The sequence below is a fragment of the Bradyrhizobium sp. JR4.1 genome (genome assembly GCF_040548605.1).
GTDB lineage: Bacteria > Pseudomonadota > Alphaproteobacteria > Rhizobiales > Xanthobacteraceae > Bradyrhizobium > Bradyrhizobium canariense.
On the sequence record NZ_JBEPRY010000003.1, the window covers coordinates 499,071 to 519,409 of the forward strand.

The window sequence follows — 20,339 nt, forward strand, 5'->3', positions numbered from 1 at the left end:
GATAAGAGGATTTGCCTATGCCTTCGCTGCGCCTGCTTGCTCCCGCGCTGTTTGCGCTCGCCATGTTCGGCGCAGCCGTGCCCGCGTCGGCCGACAGCTTCTCCGATGCCCAGCGCACGGACATCGAGGCGATCATCAAGAACTATCTCGTCACCCATCCCGAGGTGCTCGAGGAAGCGATGACCGAGCTCACCAAGCGCCAGGCCGCGGCTGAGACGCAGAAGCACGAAGCCAGCGTCGCCCAGAATTCCGATGCGATCTTCAACTCGCCGCGCCAGGTCGTGCTCGGCAACAAGGACGGCGACGTCACCTTCGTCGAGTTCTTCGACTACAATTGCGGCTACTGCAAGCGCGCGATGGGCGACATGCTCGACCTCATGAAGGCCGATCCGAAGCTGAAAGTGGTGCTGAAGGAGTTTCCGGTGCTGAGCCAGGGCTCGGTCGAAGCAGCGCAGGTCGCGGTCGCCGTGCGCATGCAGGATCCCTCCGGCAAGAAGTACCTCGACTTCCACCAGAAGCTGCTCGGCGGTCGTGGTGCGGCCGACAAGGCGCGCGCACTTCAGGCGGCCAAGGAAGCCGGCCTCGACGTCGCGAAGATCGAGAAGGACATCGGCAGCGCCGAGGTACGCACCACCATCGAGGAGAACTTCAAGCTCGCCGAAGCGATGGGGATGAACGGCACGCCGAGCTATGTCATCGGCAAGCAGATCGTTGTCGGCGCCGTCGGTGTCGAAAGCCTGAAGGAAAAGATCGCTGTGGCCCGCTGCGGCAAAGCGACTTGCTAATAAGCGATTTGCTCTACAACTCACGCACGCAAAAGGCCGGCTGAAACGCCGGCCTTTTCATTGCGCCGAAATCTGGCGCGCGCATTCATCTGGCATTCAACAAACAAAAGCCTCGGAACCACCGAAGTTCCGGAACAACTCAAATCTCCTTTCGTTGTCGGCGCGGGCAATGACGCAAACGAACACGTGAGGAGAATTCCATGTCTAACCGCTTTATGATCTCGGTTGCCACACTCGCGCTCGTCGCGGGCACCGGTCTGGCGAACGCACAGGGCACCATGAACCGCGACAGCGGTGGCGGCGCCGGTGGTGCGCAGATGCAGCATTCGCAGCCTTCCGGCGGCGCCGCCGAACGCGGCGGCTCGATGGGTAAGGAATCCGCCCATGAGAAGGGCACCGTCGGCCAGGCCGGCGGCTCCAGCAGCATGAAGTCCGGCGCGTCCGCCGAGGACAAATCCTCCGGCGCGACCAAGGACGAGCACTCCGGCCGCGAGATGAACAAGAACGCGGCTGAGGACAAGTCCGGCGCTACCAAGGGCCAGCGCACCGACGAACGCGCGCAGGGTCAGCAGGACAAGTCCAAGAGCATGAGTCAGGACACGAGCAAGGACTCGAGCAAGACCGGCGCCAAGGACCAGAAGGACATGAAGGCTGAGGGCGCCAAGAGCGGCACCAGCAGCACCAACAATGCCGAGAACCAGAAGGGTACCGAGACGCGCACCAACCAGAACGCTCAGGGCCAGACCGGCACCAGCACCAACCAGAATGCGCAGGGTCAGAGCAGCACCAACACGACGGTCGGTCAGGCCGGCGCGGGCGCCAAGCTCTCGACCGAGCAACGCACGCAGATCACCTCGGTGATCCGCGAGGAGCATGTGCGTCCGGTGACGAACGTGAACTTCTCGATCTCGGTCGGCACTCGCATTCCGCGCGAGGGCGTCGAGCTGCACACCCTGCCGTCCCGTGTCGTGACGATCTATCCGGAATGGCGGACCTATCGCTACGTCCTGGTCAAGGACGAGATCGTGATCGTCAATCCGGACACCTATGAGATCGTGGCTGTCCTGAACACGTAAGACGATACCCGGCAACCATCGGGGGCGGGCAGCAATGCCCGCCCCTTTGCCGTTCGGCCGGCAGCCATGCTTCGGACTGGTTAACAAGCAATTTCCGTAGCTTGCGCACAGATTTTTGCACCCCGGATGAGGCATCTGAAGCCACCTCGGAGGTCCTTCAAGGCTTCCCCTCACGCGCTTTGTTACCTATAACCCCCGCCACGCCGAAGCACCTCTTGCGGGATTGGAATGGCCGAACCAGCAACCGACACGATCCTTGTCCTGAACGGGCCGAACCTCAACATGTTGGGGACGCGCGAGCCCGAGAAGTACGGGCATGCGTCGCTGGCCGACGTTGAGGCGCTGTGCCGGGAGACGGCGGCCACGTTCGGCCTCAAGGCCGACTGCCGGCAGTCCAACCGCGAAGGCGAGCTGATCGACTTCATCCACGAGGCACACGCCCGCAAGATGAAGGGCATCATCATCAATGCCGGCGGCTATTCGCACACATCCATCGCGCTGCACGACGCACTGCTGGCGGTGCAGATCCCGACGGTCGAGGTGCACGTCACCAACATCCACGCCCGCGAGAATTTCCGGCATCACTCCTACACCGCGCGCGCGGCGTTCGCCTCGCTCTGCGGTTTCGGCATCGAGGGCTACCGCCTCGCCATCCAGGGCCTTGCCGCCAAGCTCGGCATCAAGCCCAAAGCCTGACGCTCCCCCTTCACACAGAACATTCGGATCAAACAACATGGCGCGCCAGCCAGACGACAAAGCAGCCGCAAAGTTTTCCAGCGAGGATTCCGCCCTCGTCCGCGAGCTCGCCTTGCTGCTTGATGAGACCAGCCTCACCGAAATCGAGATCGAGCGTGCCGGCCTGCGCCTGCGCGTCGCCCGCAACATCAGCGTCGCCGCGACCATGCCGATGCAGACGGCGGCCGCCCCCGCCGCCCTCCCGGCGACCGCAGCTGCCGCCGCACCTGCCGCTGCCGACCTGTCGAAGCATCCCGGCGCCGTGACCTCGCCGATGGTCGGCACCGCCTATTGGGCGCCGGAGCCCGGCGCCAAGCCGTTCATCGAGGTCGGCAGCAAGGTCTCGGTCGGCCAGACGCTGCTGATCATCGAAGCCATGAAAACCATGAACCAGATCCCCTCGCCGCGCGCCGGCACGGTGACGCAGATCGTGATCGAGGATGGCCAGCCGGTCGAGTACGGCGAGCCGCTCGTGATCATTGAGTGACGGTCGAGGGCGGTCTCATCGCCCTCGCCGCTTTCCGCGCGTCAGTCCAATAAGGACACCATGTTCGACAAGATCCTCATAGCCAATCGCGGCGAGATCGCCCTTCGCATCCTCAGGGCCTGCAAGGAGCTCGGAATCGCGACCGTCGCCGTGCACTCCACGGCCGACGCCGATGCCATGCATGTGCGCCTGTCGGACGAGAGCGTGTGCATCGGGCCGCCGGCGTCCAAGGACAGCTATCTCAACGTGCCCGCGCTGCTCGCGGCCTGCGAGATCACCGGGGCCGATGCCGTGCATCCCGGCTACGGCTTCCTGTCGGAGAACGCGCGCTTCGCCGAAATCCTCGCCGAGCATAATCTGCATTTCATCGGCCCGAAGGCCGAGCACATCCGCCTGATGGGCGACAAGATCGAGGCCAAGAGGACGGCCAAGAAGCTCGGCATTCCCGTGGTGCCCGGCTCCGACGGAGGGGTCGGCCCCAACGACGACGCGATGGCGATCGCCAGGAAGATCGGCTTCCCCGTGCTGGTCAAGGCCGCGGCAGGCGGCGGCGGTCGCGGCATGAAGGTGGCCGAGAGCGAGGCCGATCTTCAGGTCGCGCTGTCGACGGCGGCCAACGAGGCCAAATCCGCCTTCGGCGATGCCTCTGTCTACCTCGAGAAATATCTGCAGAAGCCGCGTCACATCGAGATTCAGATCCTCGGCGACGGCCGCGGCGGCGCGATCCACCTTGGCGAACGCGACTGCTCGCTGCAGCGACGCCACCAGAAGGTCTGGGAGGAAGGCCCCTCGCCCGTGCTGACCGCGGCTGCACGCGCCAAGATCGGCGAGACCTGCGCCAAGGCGATGCGCGAGATGAAATATCTCGGCGTCGGCACGATTGAATTCCTGTTCGAGGACGGCGAGTTCTACTTCATCGAGATGAACACGCGCATCCAGGTCGAGCATCCCGTCACCGAGAGCATCACCGACATCGACCTCGTGCTGGAGCAGATCCGCATCGCCGCCGGCGGCGACCTGCCGGCGAAGCAGGAAGAGGTCCAGGTCATCGGCCACGCGATCGAGTGCCGCATCAACGCCGAGAATCCGGAGACCTTTCGTCCTTCGCCCGGCCGCATCACGCAATATCACCCGCCCGGCGGGCTCGGTGTGCGGATCGATTCCGCAGTCTATCAGGGCTACACGATCCCGCCTTATTACGACTCGCTGGTCGGCAAGCTGATCGTGCACGGCAAGACCCGCGGCGAGTGCCTGATGCGGCTGCGCCGGGCGCTGGACGAGATGGTGGTCGAGGGCATTGAGACCACCCTGCCGCTGTTCCGCGCTCTGGTGCGCGAAGACGACATCATCAACGGCGACTATCACATCCACTGGCTGGAACAATATCTTGCCGGCAAGGCGGAACCCGCCCCGAAGTAGCCGTCCCTGCCTATGGAACCCTTTGGCCCCAATCGCGTTTGGCACGATGGGGACAGTTCCGAGGGGGCATTTTGAAGTCCGCAATCCTGATCGAGCGAGACCGTCGTGATCGCTGACGCGCAGCGACGGCGTACATTTTGGCAGATCCTGCTGTTCGCAGCGGGACTGCTGGTGCTGACCGTGATCAGCGCCGGCTCCGTCTACCTCGTCAACAAGGCGAGAGACGACAGCAAATGGGTGATTCACACCATCGAGGCGGAGAACCAGATCAACGCGCTCCTGCTGGAAATCCGCCGCGCCGAGAGCACCGCCCGGGGCTACCTTCTGACACAAGGCGAGGATTTCAAGGTCGACCATGACAAGGCCGTGGCAGCGATCATCCCGGCTCTCGACAGGCTCACGCGCCTGATCGGCGACAATCCGGAGCAACGCCAAAGCATCGAGAAGCTGAGCGCGGCGATCGAGACCAGGCTCGGCCAGTTCGTGCAGGAGATGGATTTCATCCGGAAGGGCGAGCCGGAGAAGGCCGCAGCACTGGTCCGCGAGATCGCCTCCACGGACACCACGGCTGCGATCGCCAATGTCGCGACCGGGATGATCCAGGAAGAAGAACGGCTGTTCCGGCTCCGAACGGTCAATTCGGACCACAGCCAGACCCTGGCCGCGTCGATGACCGGCATCGGCTCCGGCCTCGTCGTGCTGCTGGCCCTGATCTCGATCTGGCTGGTGCGGCGCTCGGCCCTTGCCCGCGACGATGCCGAGGGACGCCTGCGCGATGCCAATGTCAATCTGGAGGCCGTGGTCGACGAACGCACGGGCGATCTGCGCGAAGCCAACAACGAGATCCAGCGCTTTGCCTATATCGTCAGCCACGATCTGCGCTCGCCACTCGTCAACATCATGGGCTTCACCAGCGAGCTCGAAGAGCTCGGCGGCGACATTTTCCGCCGTATCGGCAGCCTCACCCATGTCCCGGCCGACGGGCCGCCGTTGCCGGACGGCGAGATCGCGCTCGAAGGTCCCGACAAGCAGCTGTCAGAGGATTTTTCCGAAGCGCTGGGCTTCATCAAGTCGTCGATCGCCAAGATGGACCGCCTGATCTCGGCGATCCTCAATCTCACCCGCGAGGGCCGGCGCGAGTTCCAGCCGCAGAAGATCGACACGCGCGAACTGATCGAAGCGATCGTGTCGACGCTGGCGCATCAGGCCGCCGAGGCGCAGGCGGACATCCATGTCGCGCCGCTGCCGGATCTCGTCAGCGACCGCCTAGCGCTGGAGCAGATCTTCTCCAATCTGATCGACAACGCCATCAAATATCTCAAGCCCGGCGTCGCCGGCGAGATCAGAATTCGCGGGCGCACCAAGCTCGGCTACGCTATCTTCGAGATCAGCGATAACGGCCGCGGCATCGACCCCAAGGACCACCAGCGGATCTTCGACCTGTTTCGCCGCGCCGGAACCCAGGACAAGCCCGGTCAGGGCATCGGTCTTGCGCATGTGCGTGCACTTGTGCGTCGCCTCGGCGGCACCATGTCGGTATCATCGGAACTGAATACGGGCAGTACCTTCACCATCACGTTGCCCATCACCTGGAACGCCAGCAACCGGAACGCGGATCAATGACCCAACCCGTCAGCATCATCATGATCGAGGACGACGAAGGACACGCGCGGCTGATCGAGCGGAACATCCGCAGGTCCGGCGTCAACAACGAGATCATCTCCTTTGCCAACGGCACGGACGCGATGAAACATCTGTTCGGCCCCGATGGCAGCGGGCTCGTGCAGAAGGGCAATGCGCTCCTGATCCTGCTCGATCTCAACCTCCCCGACATGACCGGGATCGACATTCTGAAGCAGATCAAGGAGAACAAATATCTGAAGGCCTCGCCCGTGGTGGTGCTGACCACCACCGACGATTCCCAGGAAATCAAACGCTGCTACGAGCTCGGCTGCAACGTCTACATCACGAAGCCCGTGAACTACGAGAATTTCGCCAATGCCATCCGGCAGCTCGGCTTGTTCTTCTCGGTCATCCAGGTCCCGCCCGCCGCCTCATGAACCAGCGCATGCCCACATTGCTCTACATCGACGACGACGGGGCGCTTGCGCGCCTGGTCGATCGCGGCCTGACACGGCGCGGCTTCAAGGTCGTTCACGCCGCGAGCGGCGAGGAAGGCCTCGAGCTCATCCGCCGCGCGGGTGCGCAGGACAGCATTGACGGCGGCATCGACGTCGTCGCGCTCGATCAGTACATGCCAGGCCTCGACGGACTGGAGACGCTGGAGCAGATCATGGCGATCCCGGGCGCGCCGCCAGTGGTCTTCGTCACGGCGTCGCAGGATTCCAGCATCGCGGTGACGGCGCTGAAGGCGGGCGCGGCCGATTATCTCGTCAAGGACGTCAAGGGCGACTTCATCCCCCTGCTTCACGTCGCGGCCGAGGGCGCGCTGCGCCAGGCCGAATTGCAGAAAGCCCGCGAGGAAGCCGAAGCCGAGATCCATGCCTCGCGCGACCGCTACGCTGCTCTTGCGGCCGAACGCGAGCTGCTGCTGCGCGAGGTCAACCACCGCGTCGGCAACTCGCTGCAGATCATCGCCTCCCTGCTGCACCTGCAGGCCAGCTCCGCCGCGCAGGACGAGGTCAAGGCTGCGTTGACCAATGCGATGGGCCGCGTCGCCGCGGTCGCACAGGTGCACCGCCGCCTCTACACCTCGCAGGACCTGAAGAGCGTGGTCCTGAACCAGTATCTGGACTCGCTGCTCGAGGACTTGCGCCGCTCGGCCGAGGGCAACCGGATGTCGCGCCTGACGCTGAAGGCCGAACCGATCGAGATCGATCCGGACCGTGCGGTCGCCGTCGGCATCATCGTCAACGAGCTGGTGATGAACGCGGTGAAATACGCCTACCCTGACGGCGCCGGCCCGATCCATGTCGAGCTGACCTCGCAGGGCGACGATCTCCTGCTGTCGATCAGCGACGATGGCGTCGGCGACAACGTCAAGGCCGATCCGCGTTCCACCGGCATGGGCCAGCGTATCGTCGCCGCCATGGCCAGCAAGCTCGACGCTTCGGTCGAGCGCGACCCCACCCATTCCGGAACCCGAATCATGTTGAGGTTCCGCCGTGTCCCGGCTGCCGCCGACAAGCCGGCTGCTGCCGCAGCGAACTGATCCGCTCCCGCCCATCGCAACCGCATTGCGATCCTGCTATTGTCGCGAGCCATGACTTCGCGCGACTCTGCCCCATCTGAAATCACGCCAGCCGTGCTGCTGCGCGCCTATGCCTGCGGCATCTTTCCGATGGCCGAAAGCGCCGATGATCCGACCCTGTTCTGGGTCGAGCCCGAGTTGCGCGGCGTCATCCCACTCGACGGATTTCGCGTGGCCTCGCGGCTTTCACGCACCGTGCGTTCGGATTCATTTCGTGTGACCGTCAATACCGCCTTCAAGGCCACGATCGCCGGCTGCGCCGCGCCGCAGGCCGGGCGCGAGGACACCTGGATCAACAAGCGCATCCGCGACCTCTATGGCGGGCTGTACGAGCTCGGCCATTGCCACAGCGTCGAGGCCTGGCAGGGCGAAGACCTCGTCGGCGGGCTCTACGGCGTCAGCCTGGGCCGGGCTTTTTTCGGCGAGAGCATGTTCCACACCGTGCGCGATGCCTCCAAGGTCGCGCTGGTGCATCTGGTCGCGCGGCTCATCCATGGCGGCTTCGAGCTGCTCGACACCCAGTACGTCACCGAGCACCTGAAGAGTTTCGGCGCGGCCGAGATTTCGCGGCGGCGCTACACCGCGCTGCTCGACAAGGCGCTCGCGGGCGAGCCCGGCGATTTCCTGAGGCTCCCCGCCGGTGAAGCGATCCCGGGTGCACGCGCGCTCGAGATCATCGCCGCGCGGCAATAATCAGCAATTGCCTGCCAAACCCGGGGCGATTGGCCTAGCGACCAAACGCTGGGGATTTGGCCTAGCGGCCAAACCCGGGAATACCGAACAGACCCGGCCGCTGCTCGGGCGGCGGAGGTGGCGGCGGCGGTGCCGGCTGCTGCTGCTGGATCGGCGGCAATTGCTGCGGCGGACGCTGCTGCACCTGCTTGGGCGCGGCCTTCTTCTGCGCGGGCGGCGGCGGTGCTGCCGGCTTGGTGCCGGGATCCGGTGCCGCGGTCGCAATCGTTTGCTGCGGCTCTTTGCAGTCGGTGAGCCAGATATCGTAGATCGGGTGCTCGACGCCGTGCAGGCCCGGACTTGCCGCGTACATCCAGCCCGAAAAGATGCGCTTCACCTCACCCTGCAAGGTGATCTCGTCAACCTCGACGAAGGCGTCGGTGTTGGCGGCCTCGGTCGCCGGCCGCGTGTAGCAGGCGTCGGTTTTGACGCGCAGCGCACCGAACTGCACGGTCTCGCCGATCTCCTCGTCGAAATTGATGATGCGCCCGGTGATCTTGTCCAGACCGGAGAAGGTCGCCTTCTTGTTCACGATCTTCTGGGCCGGCGGCTCGGTGACGACCTCGTCGCCCGGCTGAAGGCTCGCCGGCGTCTGCGGGACAGCGCCGCCCGGCCCGCCCTTCTGCTGTGGCTGGCGCTGACCGGGCGCACCCGGGGCGCCTTGCGGATTGGGCGGAGCGACCGCGACGGGCGGCGGCTGGTTTGGCGGAGCGGCGCTAGAACCGGGCGGCGGCGCCAGAGGCTGGGTCTCGACAGGCCCCGGCATCACATTGCCCTGCCGACCCGGCGGCGGCGCCATCGGACGCGATGGCAGCACACGGCCCTGCGGCGGCAGCTCCGGCACCTCTTCGTCGTCATCGGGAATCTGCGGCTGCGGCTGGGGCTGGCCACGCGGAATGTTACCGGGCGGCCGCAGCGGCGGCGGATCGGAGAAGATCGTGCCGATCTGCGCCTGCGCCGGCGTCGCAGCCGTCAGTGCGGTGGCGGCCAGAAGCGCCGCAAGACCTGTCAGAGTAAATGTTCGAAACATCTCGCGCGGCTTCAACAGCGAATCGGGCTTGCTGGACATTCTACAGGGGATACCGCCGCTCGCAGGCCATCCGGTTAACACGGCGAATACGGCGGGGGAAGGGCGGCACCCCTGCCCTTCCCGGCCCGGTCTGGCCAGATCGGCCGCCGGATGGGATAGTCGAGCACTCCTCCCAGGGGTCAGGCGGGCATCGCCCCCGAAAACGACGTCCAACGAACAATCAGAAACCCGCAAGGTCGCTTCCCATGCCCGTTGTGCTCGATCCCGATGCCGCCGCCGTCTACAAGGCCTTCCAGGAGGCCGGCCCGCCCGCCTACGAGAGCCTGACCGCGCCGGAAGCGCGGGCCTACTACGCGCAGGCGCGCTTTGCGACCAATCCCGAGCCACCGGACCTCGCACGCATCACGCCGCTGTCGATCCCGGCACCGCACGGCGCCATTCCCGCACGCCTCTATGTTCCGAAAGAGCCGCGCCGGCATGATGGCTTGTCCCCGGCGCTGGTGTTCTTCCACGGCGGCGGCTGGGTGATCGGCGATCTCGACTCCCATGACGTCGTCTGCCGCCAGCTCGCCGACGCCGGCGCGCTGATCGTGATCTCGGTGGACTACCGCCTCGCGCCCGAGCACAAGTTTCCCGCCGCCATTGATGACGCGATCGCCGCGACCAAATGGGTCGCTGCCAACGCGCGCGAACTCGGCATCGACGCCTCCCGGCTTTCGATCGGTGGCGACAGCGCCGGCGGCAATCTCGCCGCAGTCGTCGCGCTCGCCGCGCGCGATGGCAACGGTCCCGAGATCGCGGGCCAGTTGCTGATCTACCCCGCGACCGATTTCGCCATGACGCATGGCTCCCACAGCGAGGCCGAGACCAGCGTGCTGCTGACACATTCGGTGATCCGCTGGTTCCGCGACCATTATCTCAACGGCGCCGCCGATATCCACGACTGGCGCGCCTCGCCGGCACGGGCGACGAACCTGGCCGGCCTGCCGCCGGCCTATGTGCTCACCGCCGGTGCCGATCCCCTGCGCGACGAAGGCAACGAATATGCCGAGCGGCTGAGGCAAGCGGGTGTGCCCGTGGCTACCAAGCATTATCCCGGCCAGTTCCACGGCTTCTTCACCATGGGAAAATTGCTGCGAGAGGCCAATGTCGCCGTGAGCGAGATCGGCACGTGGCTGAAAGGATTGGGCTGAGACGCCATTCCCGATGACGCCCGCTCTTCAAAGCATCTTCGCCCTCCCCCTGCGCGGGCTGACATGGCTTGGCGGTCAGGGCACCCGCGCGGTGGCGGCCGTCGTGTTCATCGCGCTCGCCGTGCCGCCGCTCGGGGCGTTGCTGCGCCCCTACGTCACCGAGGCGATCTTCGTTCTGCTCTGCATCTCCTTCATGCGGGTCGATCTCGCCGCGCTCACCGGCCATCTGCGCCGGCCGGCGCTGGTGGCGGCCGCGACCGTCTGGACCATGATCGGCGTGCCTGTGATCGTCGGGCTGATCGTCCACGTCACCGGGCTCACGGCGCGCGCGCCCGACCTTGCGCTGGCCTTGATGCTGCAGAGCATGGCCTCGCCGATGATGGCCGCGCCGGCGCTGGCCGCGCTGATGGGCCTCGACGCCACGCTGGTGCTGGTCACGCTGGTGATCGCGACCGCGCTGGTGCCGTTCACGGCATCGCTGTTCGCAAGCCTGTTCCTCGATGGCATGCTCAGCATCTCGCCGCCTGCGCTGGGGCTGAAGCTGCTCGGCATCCTCGCAGCATCGCTGCTGGCGGCGACTGTGATCCGACACATCTTCGGTGCGGCCGCGATCCAGCGCCACAGGCAGCCGATCGACGGCTTCAACATCGTCATCCTGCTGGTCTTCGCGACCGCGATCATGGGCGACGTCGCGAGCGATCTCGTCGCCCGGCCGGTCTCCACCATCGGCTTCGCAGCGCTCGCCTTCGCGATTTATTTCACGCTGCTCGCCGTGACCACGCTGCTGTTCCGCCGCATCGGCTATGAGCGCGCGCTGGCGCTCGGGCTGATGGTGTCACAGCGCAATCTGGGCCTGATGCTCGCCGCGACCGCCGGCACGCTGCCGCCCACCACCTGGCTCTATTTCGCGATGACGCAGTTTCCCATTCACCTGGCGCCCTACATGCTGATGCCGATCGCGCGGCGCTTGACGGCGCGCGCACAGGCCTCGGGCGCCGCGGCGACCGGCGGCAAGGCCGCATCGGGCTGAACAACACGCAAGTCTTGTCAGCTCTGCCATCGCGAGGCCGCTGGTGACCAAGCGAATGTCGTCACGCAGCGCGCCAATGGCCCTTGTGAATATCGAACTTCACGGCGCCTTCGTCACGCATCTTCAACAGGAGCGATTGGCAGTCGTCCTGATTCTTGATGTTGACGCGCTTCATGACTTCGAAAGTCTTCAGAGGTTTTTCGCGAAGGGCAATCAGAATCTTTTCTCGATCGGTCATTGGAGTTCCTTGCATAGGTGTCGGCGACGGTACGTGTTGTACAGATCGTCTACAACGGGTGCATTCGCTTGACGAGGTCCGTTCCGGGCCAAAAGGCGGAATGCCGCGCAATATGCAAGTCTGCTCACCCGCTCAAGCGGTCTCTCCAAATCGGGGGATTCTCCCTACCCGGCCCTTGCCGCGCGCCGCAGCGCTTGCGGCGGCTGACCGAAGGCGCGGATAAAGGCACGACGCATGCGCTCGGGATCGCGGAAACCGGTCGCCTCCGCGACGAGTTCGATCGCCTCGCGCGAGGACTGCACGCGCTCGCGCGCGACCTCGATGCGCAAGCGCTCGATGGCCTTCGAGGGCGTCGTGCCGGTCTCGGCGGCAAAGGCGCGGGCAAAATGCCGCGCGCTCATGCCGGCGCGGTCGGCGAGATCTTCCACCGTCAAGCGGGCGTCGAGGTTCTCGCGCGCCCAGGACAGCAGCGCACCGAAGCGGCCGTTCGGCGTCTTCAGTTCCAGAAGTGACGAGAACTGCGACTGGCCGCCGCTGCGGCGATGATACAGCACGAGCTGCCGCGCGGTGTCATGCGCGATCTGCTCGCCGTGATCCTCCGTGACCATCGCGAGCGCAAGGTCGATGCCCGCCGTGATGCCTGCCGACGTCCACACATTGCCGTCGCGCGTGAAATCTGGTCCGGCTCGAACTTCACCTTGGGATAGCGCGCGACGAAATCCCGCGTGCGTCCCCAATGCGTGGTGGCGCGACGGCCGTCGAGCAGACCCGCTTCGGCCAGCACATAGGCACCCGAGCAGACGCTGGCGACCCGCACGCCGCGCCGCGCCAGCCGCTGCACGAAGGCGCGCGTGACCTCGCAGCGCGCGGCATCCGTCACCCCCGCGCCTCCCGCCACGACCAGCGTCGTGATCGCATTCGCCGACTTGAAATCGCGCGCCATCATCTCCACGCCGGACGAGCTGCGCACGGGCCCCGCGTTCACCGCCAGCACGCGGATCCCGGTCACCGTCTTTCCCGTGCAGCGCGCCGCGATCTCGAACACCGAGATCGGGCCGGCCGCATCGAGCAACTGGAAGTCCGGGAAGATTAGGATGCCGATCATGGTCATGTCCGAAAGCGAGGGAAATATGCCATTTTGGACGGAAGGGCATCATGAGAGGCTGCGTCCGTCAAGCTCATAATTGGAGGCTCGCATGTCGTCCCCGCTCCAGATCGGTCTTTTGGTGTTTCCGCGCGTCACCCAGCTCGACTTCACCGGCCCGTTGCAGGTGTTCTCGTCTCTGCCGGGCGCGAAGCTGCATCTGATCTGGAAACGGATCGAGCCGGTGCCGAGCGATACCGTGCTGACGCTGACACCGACCATGACGTTCGCCGGTTGCCCGCAGCTCGATGTGATCTGCGTGCCCGGCGGCCGCGGCACCGACGATCTGCTCAATGACGAGGAGGTGCTCAATTTCCTGCGCGGGCAGGCCGAAGGCGCCAAGTATGTCACCTCGGTCTGCACGGGATCGCTGGCGCTCGGCGCTGCCGGCCTCCTGAAGGGCTACCGCGCCGCCACCCATTGGAGCGCGATAGAGATGCTGGGCCAGTTCGGCGCGACGCCGACCAAGACGCGCGTCTGCATCGACCGCAATCGCGTTACGGGCGGCGGCGTCACCGCCGGAATCGATTTCGCGCTGACGCTGGTGTCGATCCTGGTCGACCGCACCACGGCGGAAGCGATCCAGCTCGGGATCGAATACAATCCGGCGCCTCCGTTCAATTCCGGTTCGCCGGATACTGCGTCAGCCGGCGTGCTGGAGCAGGTCAAGCAACGGATCGCGCCGAACCAGGTCCGCCGTCTCGAAGCCGTCCAACGGGCGGCGGAACGGTTGAACTAGCCTCTGCCGTCATGTCGCCAGCGCGCGGCACTGCTGACACGACTCTGTCAGGAGCCTGGTGCGACGATCCGGACTGCGATTGACAGCCACGGCCGCCCCAGGCCGCGCGCACAGGAGGAGCTGACCATGGCCCGATACCGGCTGCACTGCGTCGGAGCCTCCGGCAATTCCTTCAAGGTCGCACTGTTCCTCAACTGCGCCGGGCTCGACTGGGAGCCGGTCGGCGTCGACTTCGCCGGCGGCGAAACCCGCACACCGGACTGGCGGACCGCGACCAACGTCATGGGCGAAGTCCCCGTCCTCGAGGTCGATGGCCGGCGAATGAGTCAGTCGGGTGCGATCCTGGCTTGGCTTGCCGAGACTCACGACATGTACGGCCCGACGCCCGAGGAAGCATTCGAGGCGACGCGCTGGCTGCTGTTTGACAACCACAAATTCACGTCGAGCTTTGCGCAGCACCGGTTTCAGCGCTGCTTCATGCCGGAGCCCGCTCATCCCGTAGTGCTCGCTTATCTGCGAACTCGGACCGAAAGCGCCTTCTCGATCGTGGACAGGCACCTCTCCGACCGCAGCTTCATGCTGGGCAACCGGCTGACCATCGTCGACTTCTCACTGTTTGGTTACCTATACTATCCAACCGAGGAGACAGGTTTTGATCTTGCCACGGCATTTCCGGCCATTGATGCTTGGCGCCGGCGTATCGCCGAATTGCCTGGCTGGAAGGCCCCCTATCAGATGATGCCGGTCGGCAACTCACCGCGGCTTTATCTTTGAGCGGCCGCGCCAGCCGAAAAGCAGATCAAAGAAAAAGGCCGCCCGGTTTCCCGAGCGGCCTTTCCTGTCTTACGGCGGCTGCACATTTCATCGGGCGATTTCGGAGCTTCCAGACCGGGGGCCTATCTCCCGATCGAGTCCTGGTCGGCGGCCGCTGCATTTCGGGACAGTCGCGAACTGTTGCCCGAACCGAACGCGATGGTCTCCCATCTCCGTAAGATGCGACCATTGAGCCGCATCGCTCGCGTGGCTGCAATCAGCGCGCGGGACTCATCCCCGCTGTTCCCGCTGTCCACAGCAAAGCGAGGCGGATGCGGGTGCATCCACTCCCACGACAAGGAGTCAGAGGGGATCGGAAGCCTAGCTGGGCGTCCAGGGCTGGTAGTCGCCGGTCGCCTTCGGCCGCTTGCCGCTGACGAGCGTCGAGCCCGAGGGACGGTAGGCGTTGACCGTGCCGGTGAGATTGGGCTGGTGCGGCTTTTCCCACTCGCGCGGCTGGTAATTGTCCTGCGTCGGCGGCACGTCGACGGTGTGATGCATCCAGCCGTGCCAGGACGGCGGAATACGGCTGGCCTCGGCGTAGCCGTTATAGACCACCCAGCGCCGCTCGAAGCCGAGCGTCGGGTCGATCACCCCGCCACGGGTGCGATAATAGAGGTTGCCCTGCTCGTCCTGGCCGACCAGCTCGCCATAGCGCTTGGTCCAGAGTTGGGTGCCAAACGTCTGGCCATTCCACCAGGTGAAAAACTTGAGGAAGAACTGTTTCATGCGGCAAGGGCCCTGCTTCGTCGGGTCCTGATGCCATCCGGACGGCGAAATGTCCAGTTCGGCGCGGGCGGCGGTGCCCCGCTGCAGATGCGGTCTACCGGCACGGAACGCTGCCGCAAATCGGACGCGATCCGTTCATGCCGGATACAGCGTCGCCATGAGAACTTTTCGTCGCACGCAAACCCCCGTGATCCCAGGAACTCCGGCCCTTTCATGGGGTTTGCTTCCGGGAAAAGGAGTTTTGATCATGAAAAGTCTGAAAGTCTTGAGCGCGGCTGCGGCAGTGGCGTTGGTTCTCCCGTTGGCGACGCCGAGCTTCGCCCAGAGTCGGGCTGCAGCGGTCGGAGGCGGAGCACACTTTGGCGGCGGAGGTGGCGGTGCCCACTTCGGCGGCGGCGGCGCTCACTTCGGTGGTGGCGGGGCTCACTTTGGTGGTGGCGGTGCCCGCATGGGCGGCGGCAATTTCGGCGGCGCGAGGATCGGCGGCGGCGGTGGCAATTTCGCCGCCGGCGCAGCGGTACGTCCCGGCGGTGGCAGCTTCGTAGGCGGCATGGCGAGCCGACCGGCCTTCTCGCCGTCCTACAGCGGGACACGCAGCGTCGCGACTGCGGGCAACTGGCAGGGCGGTAGCGGCAATTGGAGTGGTCGTCCGTGGCATCATCGTCACGGCGGCGGCTTCTGGCCCGGCTTCGCAACGGGTGCTGCGATCGGTGGACTCGGCTCCTACGCCTATTACGGCGGCGGGTATTATGACGATCCCTACTACTATGGCGACAGCTACTATGACGAACCGTCAGTGGCAGTCGTGCCCGACAGCGGTGGCGATTCCGCGGGCTACTGCGCGCAGCGCTACAAGTCCTACGATCCGGCGTCGGGCACCTATCTCGGCTATGACGGCCAGCGTCATCCCTGCCCGTAACACGACCTGCAGCACTTGAAGAAGAAGGCGTCGCAGCGATGCGGCGCTTTTTTCATTCAGGCACGTCACCTGTGTCGCTCGCCTCGTATTCGTCATCGGCGATGCCGCGCATAATCGATGCGAGTGGACCTCTATTCACCGCACCGTGCATATCTACCCTTATCCAATCCCAAATTGACCCGACGCGCGATTCACCTGTATCAACTTGGCTGTGGGGACTTCGATGACTGGGAAGTGTCATGCCGCGCATTCTCGTGGTTGATGACGATCCGATGGTCGGTGCGACCATCGAGGTCCTCCTCCAACGTCAGGGCTTCGACGTCACGTTGACTGACGGCGGAGAAACGGGTTTGGCTGCGCTCGAAACTCAGAATTTCGACGTGATGTTGGTCGACATCTTCATGCCGCACATGCGCGGCTTCGAGTCCATTCGCATCTTTCACGAGCGCGCGCCGGCGGTTCCGCTGATCGCGATGTCCGGCTACGCCTTCGCGTCGTCCGCCTCGCCCTCTCCCGACTTCCTCCGGATGGCGCTGGAGCTCGGCGCGACCCGCTGCCTGCGCAAGCCGTTCACGCCGGACGCGCTGCTGACCACGATCCGGGAATGCATCGCCGAGCCGGGCGATGGCTCACAGCCGAAGGACAAGAAAGAAGCCCCTTGATCCCAACGCAGCGCGTCATTCTCGGTGCTGGACTTGCCATCCTCCTGATCATCACCGCAGCCTCGATTGGCCTCGACGTCAAGTCACGGTCCGATGCGGCCTGGGTCAATCATACAGTCGAGGTGCTGAAGAAGATCTCCGACCTGCGCGTGCTGATGCGCAGTGCCGAGAGCGCCGCACGCGGCTACGAGATCTATCGCAACCCGAGCTTCAGCGAAGAATTCCAGGCGGTGCACGCCCGGATCGCACCGGCACTCGCCGATCTCAAGCGCAGCGTGCGCGACACTCCCGAACATGTCGCGCTGCTCGAGGGCACCGAGCCGCTGGCGCTGCGCCGGATTGAGATCGCCGCCGAAGTGATGCGCCTGCGCGCCGGAAACGATCAGGCCGGGATTGCCGCGGTCCAGGGCAAGGGCGAGGGCCGTGGCCTCATGGACACGGTGATGGGCAATTTCGATCATTTGAGCGCAGAGGAAGAACGACTGCTCGCGGCGCGCTCCCAGGATTCGCGCCGCACCGGCATCGTGCTGCTCGGCATCGACGTCGCCGGCGCGCTGGTGATCCTGCTGCTGGTCGTGATGATGATGCGTGAGAGCCGGCGCACCGAGGGAGCACTCAAGAGCACGCTATTGGAGACTACGGCCGCCAAGCAGCAGCTCGAGGCCGCAGTGGCCGAGCGCACCGAGCATCTGGTCACCGCGCATGACGAGCTGCGTCTGTCGGTCAACGTGCTCCAGAGCACGTTTCACAGCATGGCGGAGGCGGTGCTGGTCATCGATGCCGAAGGCAATGTCCTTCTGTCCAATCCCGCCGCGGAGCGCATGCTGCTGCACCGGACCGGCATGAACCTGCGCAATCTGCGCGCGCTGTCCAGCGTGTTTCACGGCGACGGCGTCACCCCGCTCAAGCCCGACGAGCTGCCGTCGGCACGCGTGCTGCGCGGCGAGCCGTTCGAGAATATGGAGATGATCGTCCGCCCGCACAGCGGCAATCCTTCCCGCCATCTCATGATCAGCGGCCGGCCGATGCTGGACGGGCAAGGCAACGTCTCCGGCGCGGTGCTGGTTTATCACGACGCGACCACGTCGCGCGAGACCGAGCGGCAATTGTACCAGTCACAGAAGCTGGATGCGATCGGCAAGCTCACCGGCGGCGTCGCGCACGACTTCAACAACATGCTGACCGTGATCTCCGGCAATACCGAGACGCTGGTGGCAAGCCTGAAGCAGCAGCCCGAGCTCCAGCGCGTGGCGCGCCTGATCGACGAGGCCGCCGAACGCTGCGCCGAGCTGATCCAGCATCTGCTCGCCTTTGCGCGCAGGCAGCCGCTGCAGCCGCGCAACGTCGAGATCAACGCCGCGGTCGCGGACATCGCGAAACTGCTGCGCCCCACCCTCGGCGAGCAGATCGAGATCGAGACCGTGCTCGAACAGGGGCAGATGACCGCGCACATCGATCCGTCGCGCCTCACCAATGCGCTGCTCAACATGGCCATCAATGCCCGCGACGCCATGCCGAACGGCGGCAAGCTGCTGCTCGAGGCCCACCGGGTCGTGCTCGACCAGGCCTATGCGCAAAACAATCCCGACGTGCGGCCCGGCCCTTACGTGATGCTCGCCGTCAGCGACACCGGCACCGGCATGCCGGCCGAGGTGCAGCAGCAGGCGTTCGAGCCGTTCTTCACCACCAAGGAGGTCGGCAAGGGAAGCGGCCTTGGCCTTTCCATGGTCTACGGCTTCGTCAAGCAATCCGGCGGGCACATCAAGATCTACAGCGAGGAAGGCCACGGCACCACGATCAAGCTCTATCTGCCGCCGGGCGAAGGCATGGTCGAGGCGGCCCCCGCCACGACGCCGCAGGCGGAAGGCGGCGCCGAGACCATTTTCGTAGTCGAGGATGACCCGCTGGTGCGCAACTTCGTCACCGTGCAGCTCCAGAGCCTCGGCTACCGGACCGTCGCCGCGCCCGACGGCAAGGCCGCGCTGGAGCTGATCCAGGCCGGCCAGCCGTTCGATCTGCTGTTCACCGACGTCGTCATCCCCGGCGGCATGAGCGGGCGCGCGCTCGCGGACAAGGTGGCGACGATCCGCCCCGGCGTGAGGGTGCTCTACACCTCCGGCTACACCGACAACGCCATCGTCCACCACGGCAAGCTCGACGACGGCGTCATGCTCCTGACAAAACCCTACCGCCGCAACCAACTCGCCGAGATGATCAGGAAGGCGCTGGGCGGCGGGATGGCCGGCTAGCGTTTGTGCTTGGCAACGCATCCAATGGCGTTGCAGATGATCCGCGCTGCGCAGATCGCCCCAATATTCTGCAGATCACGCTCCGGCACCAATTCGACCAGATCGAGACCGACAATTCTGGCCTTCGAGGCGACGCCCGCGATCAGGTCTATGACGTCGAAATAGGACAGGCCGCCAGGTTGCGGAAGAAGCACACCCGGAATGACGGACGGATCCAGGCCGTCGCAGTCGATCGTGATCAGGCAATTCGCGTTTTCCCCGATTGCACTCAGGACGGCATGAACGCCCCGGCTTTTGGCCTCTCGTGCTGTAAAAATCCTGGAGCCCCAATTCCGCGCGCAACTGAGCTCCTGCAGGCCCGAGCCACCGATACCACGTAAACCAACCTGCACAATGCGTTCGACCCAAGGCAACTCGCTGGCGCGCCGCATCGTACTGGAAAAAGTATGTGCTGAGCCGTCGCGCCGGTCCTTCCAATCCAGATGCGCGTCGATCTGCAGGATGGTCAGCTTGCCCATGTCTTCGAACGCCTCGAAGAACGGTATGGGCACTGAATCATCTCCGCCGAGCAGCATGGGTACCGCGCCGGACCTCAGGATCTTTTTGGTGGCCGTCCTGATTGCATTCCGGTTTTGCTCGGGGGCATCGGGTGACGTGGCAAGATCGCCGCCATCAACGACCCGGATTTGCTCCGGGTCGAGCAGGATTCCGTCCTGGTCGAAATCCCACCTGGCAAGGTCGGTCTGGTAAACGCGCAACGCATTGCGAATGGCCGCTGGGCCGTTCGCGGCATGGCTGGTCCTGCCCTTCAAATGCGGCGTGGCATCCGCAGCTCCGAAGATGACAATGTCGGCTTCGCCAAGAGTCAGCGGAACAGGCAGAGCAAGGTCGCACGCCGCGACGCCGAGGAATGTATTGCGCTCGCTCGCCATAACCGTCTCGATAGGGGCACTCAGTCCGGGCGACAGAGCTAATCCGCAACGCTTGGACCAGTTCCTGACTTGCTCTTGGCCTGACGCCGAGCCGAACGGTCGAAGCCGCTCTCGCCTAGGACGTGACCTCGTAAACGTCGGGCTTACCAAGGCAAAGCGGAAGCTCCCACCTTGGGCGTGATCCGCGGCTTGTGACCACAGCGGACTCTCGCGCGT

The 20,339-nt window shown here is 65.0% G+C and carries 20 protein-coding genes and 1 pseudogene; 16 read left to right on the plus strand and 5 right to left on the minus strand.

The window, feature by feature from the left end:
- The first annotated feature begins 17 nt into the window (after window positions 1–17).
- The 9 genes from ABIB90_RS10925 (at window position 18) to aat (ending at window position 8,406) form a co-directional block, all read left to right on the plus strand.
- Window positions 18–785 carry a DsbA family protein gene (locus ABIB90_RS10925; protein ID WP_354167599.1) on the plus strand — a complete coding sequence of 256 codons (768 nt, stop codon included), beginning with the start codon at window positions 18–20 and terminating at the stop codon, window positions 783–785.
- A gap of 200 nt (window positions 786–985) precedes the next feature.
- Window positions 986–1,861, plus strand: a complete 876-nt coding sequence (locus tag ABIB90_RS10930; RefSeq protein WP_354167596.1) for a DUF1236 domain-containing protein — start codon at window positions 986–988, stop codon at window positions 1,859–1,861.
- A gap of 228 nt (window positions 1,862–2,089) precedes the next feature.
- Complete coding sequence (gene aroQ, locus ABIB90_RS10935; protein WP_007591609.1) at window positions 2,090–2,557, plus strand: type II 3-dehydroquinate dehydratase; 468 nt, start codon at window positions 2,090–2,092, stop codon at window positions 2,555–2,557.
- 37 nt (window positions 2,558–2,594) lie between these two features.
- Complete coding sequence (gene accB, locus ABIB90_RS10940; protein ID WP_354167593.1) at window positions 2,595–3,083, plus strand: acetyl-CoA carboxylase biotin carboxyl carrier protein; 489 nt, start codon at window positions 2,595–2,597, stop codon at window positions 3,081–3,083.
- Between the two features lie 60 nt (window positions 3,084–3,143).
- Window positions 3,144–4,502: an acetyl-CoA carboxylase biotin carboxylase subunit gene (gene accC, locus ABIB90_RS10945; protein ID WP_007591613.1), complete on the plus strand. Its 1,359-nt coding sequence runs from the start codon at window positions 3,144–3,146 to the stop codon at window positions 4,500–4,502.
- A gap of 105 nt (window positions 4,503–4,607) precedes the next feature.
- A complete protein-coding gene (locus ABIB90_RS10950; protein WP_007591615.1) occupies window positions 4,608–6,125 on the plus strand; it encodes a sensor histidine kinase in 1,518 nt (505 codons plus the stop codon).
- Complete coding sequence (locus ABIB90_RS10955; protein ID WP_007591617.1) at window positions 6,122–6,562, plus strand: response regulator; 441 nt, start codon at window positions 6,122–6,124, stop codon at window positions 6,560–6,562. The genes ABIB90_RS10950 and ABIB90_RS10955 overlap by 4 nt, the downstream gene beginning before the upstream one ends.
- A complete protein-coding gene (locus ABIB90_RS10960; protein ID WP_354167589.1) occupies window positions 6,559–7,674 on the plus strand; it encodes a sensor histidine kinase in 1,116 nt (371 codons plus the stop codon). Before ABIB90_RS10955 ends, ABIB90_RS10960 begins: the two co-directional genes overlap by 4 nt.
- A 51-nt stretch (window positions 7,675–7,725) precedes the next feature.
- Window positions 7,726–8,406 carry a leucyl/phenylalanyl-tRNA--protein transferase gene (aat, locus tag ABIB90_RS10965; protein ID WP_354167586.1) on the plus strand — a complete coding sequence of 227 codons (681 nt, stop codon included), beginning with the start codon at window positions 7,726–7,728 and terminating at the stop codon, window positions 8,404–8,406.
- A gap of 61 nt (window positions 8,407–8,467) precedes the next feature.
- On the opposite strand, the gene ABIB90_RS10970 is transcribed toward aat, so the two are convergent.
- Window positions 8,468–9,514, minus strand: coding sequence for a DUF2155 domain-containing protein (locus ABIB90_RS10970; protein ID WP_354167583.1), 1,047 nt, complete (start codon window positions 9,512–9,514; stop codon window positions 8,468–8,470).
- 206 nt (window positions 9,515–9,720) lie between these two features.
- On the opposite strand from ABIB90_RS10970, the gene lipP1 reads away from it, so the two are divergent.
- Window positions 9,721–10,668 carry a LipP1 family hormone-sensitive lipase gene (lipP1, locus tag ABIB90_RS10975; protein WP_354167580.1) on the plus strand — a complete coding sequence of 316 codons (948 nt, stop codon included), beginning with the start codon at window positions 9,721–9,723 and terminating at the stop codon, window positions 10,666–10,668.
- Between the two features lie 13 nt (window positions 10,669–10,681).
- On the plus strand, window positions 10,682–11,698 hold the full coding sequence (locus ABIB90_RS10980) for a Na+-dependent transporter (protein WP_354167577.1): 1,017 nt from the start codon (window positions 10,682–10,684) through the stop codon (window positions 11,696–11,698).
- A gap of 61 nt (window positions 11,699–11,759) precedes the next feature.
- Here the strand turns inward: ABIB90_RS10980 and ABIB90_RS10985 are convergent, their stop codons facing one another.
- Complete coding sequence (locus tag ABIB90_RS10985; protein WP_018454491.1) at window positions 11,760–11,936, minus strand: hypothetical protein; 177 nt, start codon at window positions 11,934–11,936, stop codon at window positions 11,760–11,762.
- A 164-nt stretch (window positions 11,937–12,100) separates the two neighbouring features.
- Window positions 12,101–13,041 (minus strand): annotated as a pseudogene (locus tag ABIB90_RS10990) (GlxA family transcriptional regulator).
- Window positions 13,042–13,132: 91 nt separating this feature from the next.
- Here ABIB90_RS10990 and ABIB90_RS10995 point away from each other — a divergent pair.
- Window positions 13,133–13,819 carry a DJ-1/PfpI family protein gene (locus tag ABIB90_RS10995; RefSeq protein ID WP_354167574.1) on the plus strand — a complete coding sequence of 229 codons (687 nt, stop codon included), beginning with the start codon at window positions 13,133–13,135 and terminating at the stop codon, window positions 13,817–13,819.
- A 126-nt stretch (window positions 13,820–13,945) separates the two neighbouring features.
- On the plus strand, window positions 13,946–14,593 hold the full coding sequence (locus ABIB90_RS11000) for a glutathione S-transferase family protein (RefSeq protein WP_354167571.1): 648 nt from the start codon (window positions 13,946–13,948) through the stop codon (window positions 14,591–14,593).
- A 360-nt stretch (window positions 14,594–14,953) separates the two neighbouring features.
- Here ABIB90_RS11000 and ABIB90_RS11005 read toward each other — a convergent pair whose 3' ends face one another.
- On the minus strand, window positions 14,954–15,361 hold the full coding sequence (locus ABIB90_RS11005) for an NADH:ubiquinone oxidoreductase subunit NDUFA12 (protein ID WP_354167568.1): 408 nt from the start codon (window positions 15,359–15,361) through the stop codon (window positions 14,954–14,956).
- Window positions 15,362–15,608: 247 nt separating this feature from the next.
- Here ABIB90_RS11005 and ABIB90_RS11010 point away from each other — a divergent pair, with 247 nt between their 5' ends.
- From ABIB90_RS11010 to ABIB90_RS11020, 3 genes are all read left to right on the plus strand, one after another.
- Complete coding sequence (locus tag ABIB90_RS11010; RefSeq protein WP_354167565.1) at window positions 15,609–16,280, plus strand: BA14K family protein; 672 nt, start codon at window positions 15,609–15,611, stop codon at window positions 16,278–16,280.
- Between the two features lie 239 nt (window positions 16,281–16,519).
- The gene (locus tag ABIB90_RS11015) at window positions 16,520–16,942 is read left to right on the plus strand and encodes a response regulator (protein WP_007591637.1); all 423 of its coding nucleotides are present in this window, start codon (window positions 16,520–16,522) and stop codon (window positions 16,940–16,942) included.
- Entirely contained in the window at window positions 16,939–19,191 is a 2,253-nt protein-coding gene (locus ABIB90_RS11020) for a CHASE3 domain-containing protein (RefSeq protein ID WP_354167561.1), read from the plus strand. Before ABIB90_RS11015 ends, ABIB90_RS11020 begins: the two co-directional genes overlap by 4 nt.
- Here ABIB90_RS11020 and ABIB90_RS11025 read toward each other — a convergent pair.
- Window positions 19,188–20,123, minus strand: a complete 936-nt coding sequence (locus ABIB90_RS11025; RefSeq protein ID WP_354167558.1) for an arginase family protein — start codon at window positions 20,121–20,123, stop codon at window positions 19,188–19,190. The two genes, ABIB90_RS11020 and ABIB90_RS11025, sit on opposite strands and share 4 nt — an antisense overlap.
- Window positions 20,124–20,339 lie beyond the last annotated feature (216 nt).

Excerpts from the sequence above, each read along its gene's own strand:
- ABIB90_RS10925 (WP_354167599.1), top strand. The coding sequence starts at position 18 with ATGCCTTCGCTGCGCCTGCTTGCTCCCGCGCTGTTTGCGCTCGCCATG.
- ABIB90_RS10930 (WP_354167596.1), top strand. The coding sequence starts at position 986 with ATGTCTAACCGCTTTATGATCTCGGTTGCCACACTCGCGCTCGTCGCG.
- aroQ (WP_007591609.1), top strand. The coding sequence starts at position 2,090 with ATGGCCGAACCAGCAACCGACACGATCCTTGTCCTGAACGGGCCGAAC.
- accB (WP_354167593.1), top strand. The coding sequence starts at position 2,595 with ATGGCGCGCCAGCCAGACGACAAAGCAGCCGCAAAGTTTTCCAGCGAG.
- accC (WP_007591613.1), top strand. The coding sequence starts at position 3,144 with ATGTTCGACAAGATCCTCATAGCCAATCGCGGCGAGATCGCCCTTCGC.
- ABIB90_RS10955 (WP_007591617.1), top strand. The coding sequence starts at position 6,122 with ATGACCCAACCCGTCAGCATCATCATGATCGAGGACGACGAAGGACAC.
- ABIB90_RS10960 (WP_354167589.1), top strand. The coding sequence starts at position 6,559 with ATGAACCAGCGCATGCCCACATTGCTCTACATCGACGACGACGGGGCG.
- aat (WP_354167586.1), top strand. The coding sequence starts at position 7,726 with ATGACTTCGCGCGACTCTGCCCCATCTGAAATCACGCCAGCCGTGCTG.
- ABIB90_RS10970 (WP_354167583.1), bottom strand. The coding sequence starts at position 9,514 with ATGTCCAGCAAGCCCGATTCGCTGTTGAAGCCGCGCGAGATGTTTCGA.
- lipP1 (WP_354167580.1), top strand. The coding sequence starts at position 9,721 with ATGCCCGTTGTGCTCGATCCCGATGCCGCCGCCGTCTACAAGGCCTTC.
- ABIB90_RS10980 (WP_354167577.1), top strand. The coding sequence starts at position 10,682 with ATGACGCCCGCTCTTCAAAGCATCTTCGCCCTCCCCCTGCGCGGGCTG.
- ABIB90_RS10985 (WP_018454491.1), bottom strand. The coding sequence starts at position 11,936 with ATGACCGATCGAGAAAAGATTCTGATTGCCCTTCGCGAAAAACCTCTG.
- ABIB90_RS10995 (WP_354167574.1), top strand. The coding sequence starts at position 13,133 with ATGTCGTCCCCGCTCCAGATCGGTCTTTTGGTGTTTCCGCGCGTCACC.
- ABIB90_RS11000 (WP_354167571.1), top strand. The coding sequence starts at position 13,946 with ATGGCCCGATACCGGCTGCACTGCGTCGGAGCCTCCGGCAATTCCTTC.
- ABIB90_RS11005 (WP_354167568.1), bottom strand. The coding sequence starts at position 15,361 with ATGAAACAGTTCTTCCTCAAGTTTTTCACCTGGTGGAATGGCCAGACG.
- ABIB90_RS11010 (WP_354167565.1), top strand. The coding sequence starts at position 15,609 with ATGAAAAGTCTGAAAGTCTTGAGCGCGGCTGCGGCAGTGGCGTTGGTT.
- ABIB90_RS11015 (WP_007591637.1), top strand. The coding sequence starts at position 16,520 with ATGCCGCGCATTCTCGTGGTTGATGACGATCCGATGGTCGGTGCGACC.
- ABIB90_RS11025 (WP_354167558.1), bottom strand. The coding sequence starts at position 20,123 with ATGGCGAGCGAGCGCAATACATTCCTCGGCGTCGCGGCGTGCGACCTT.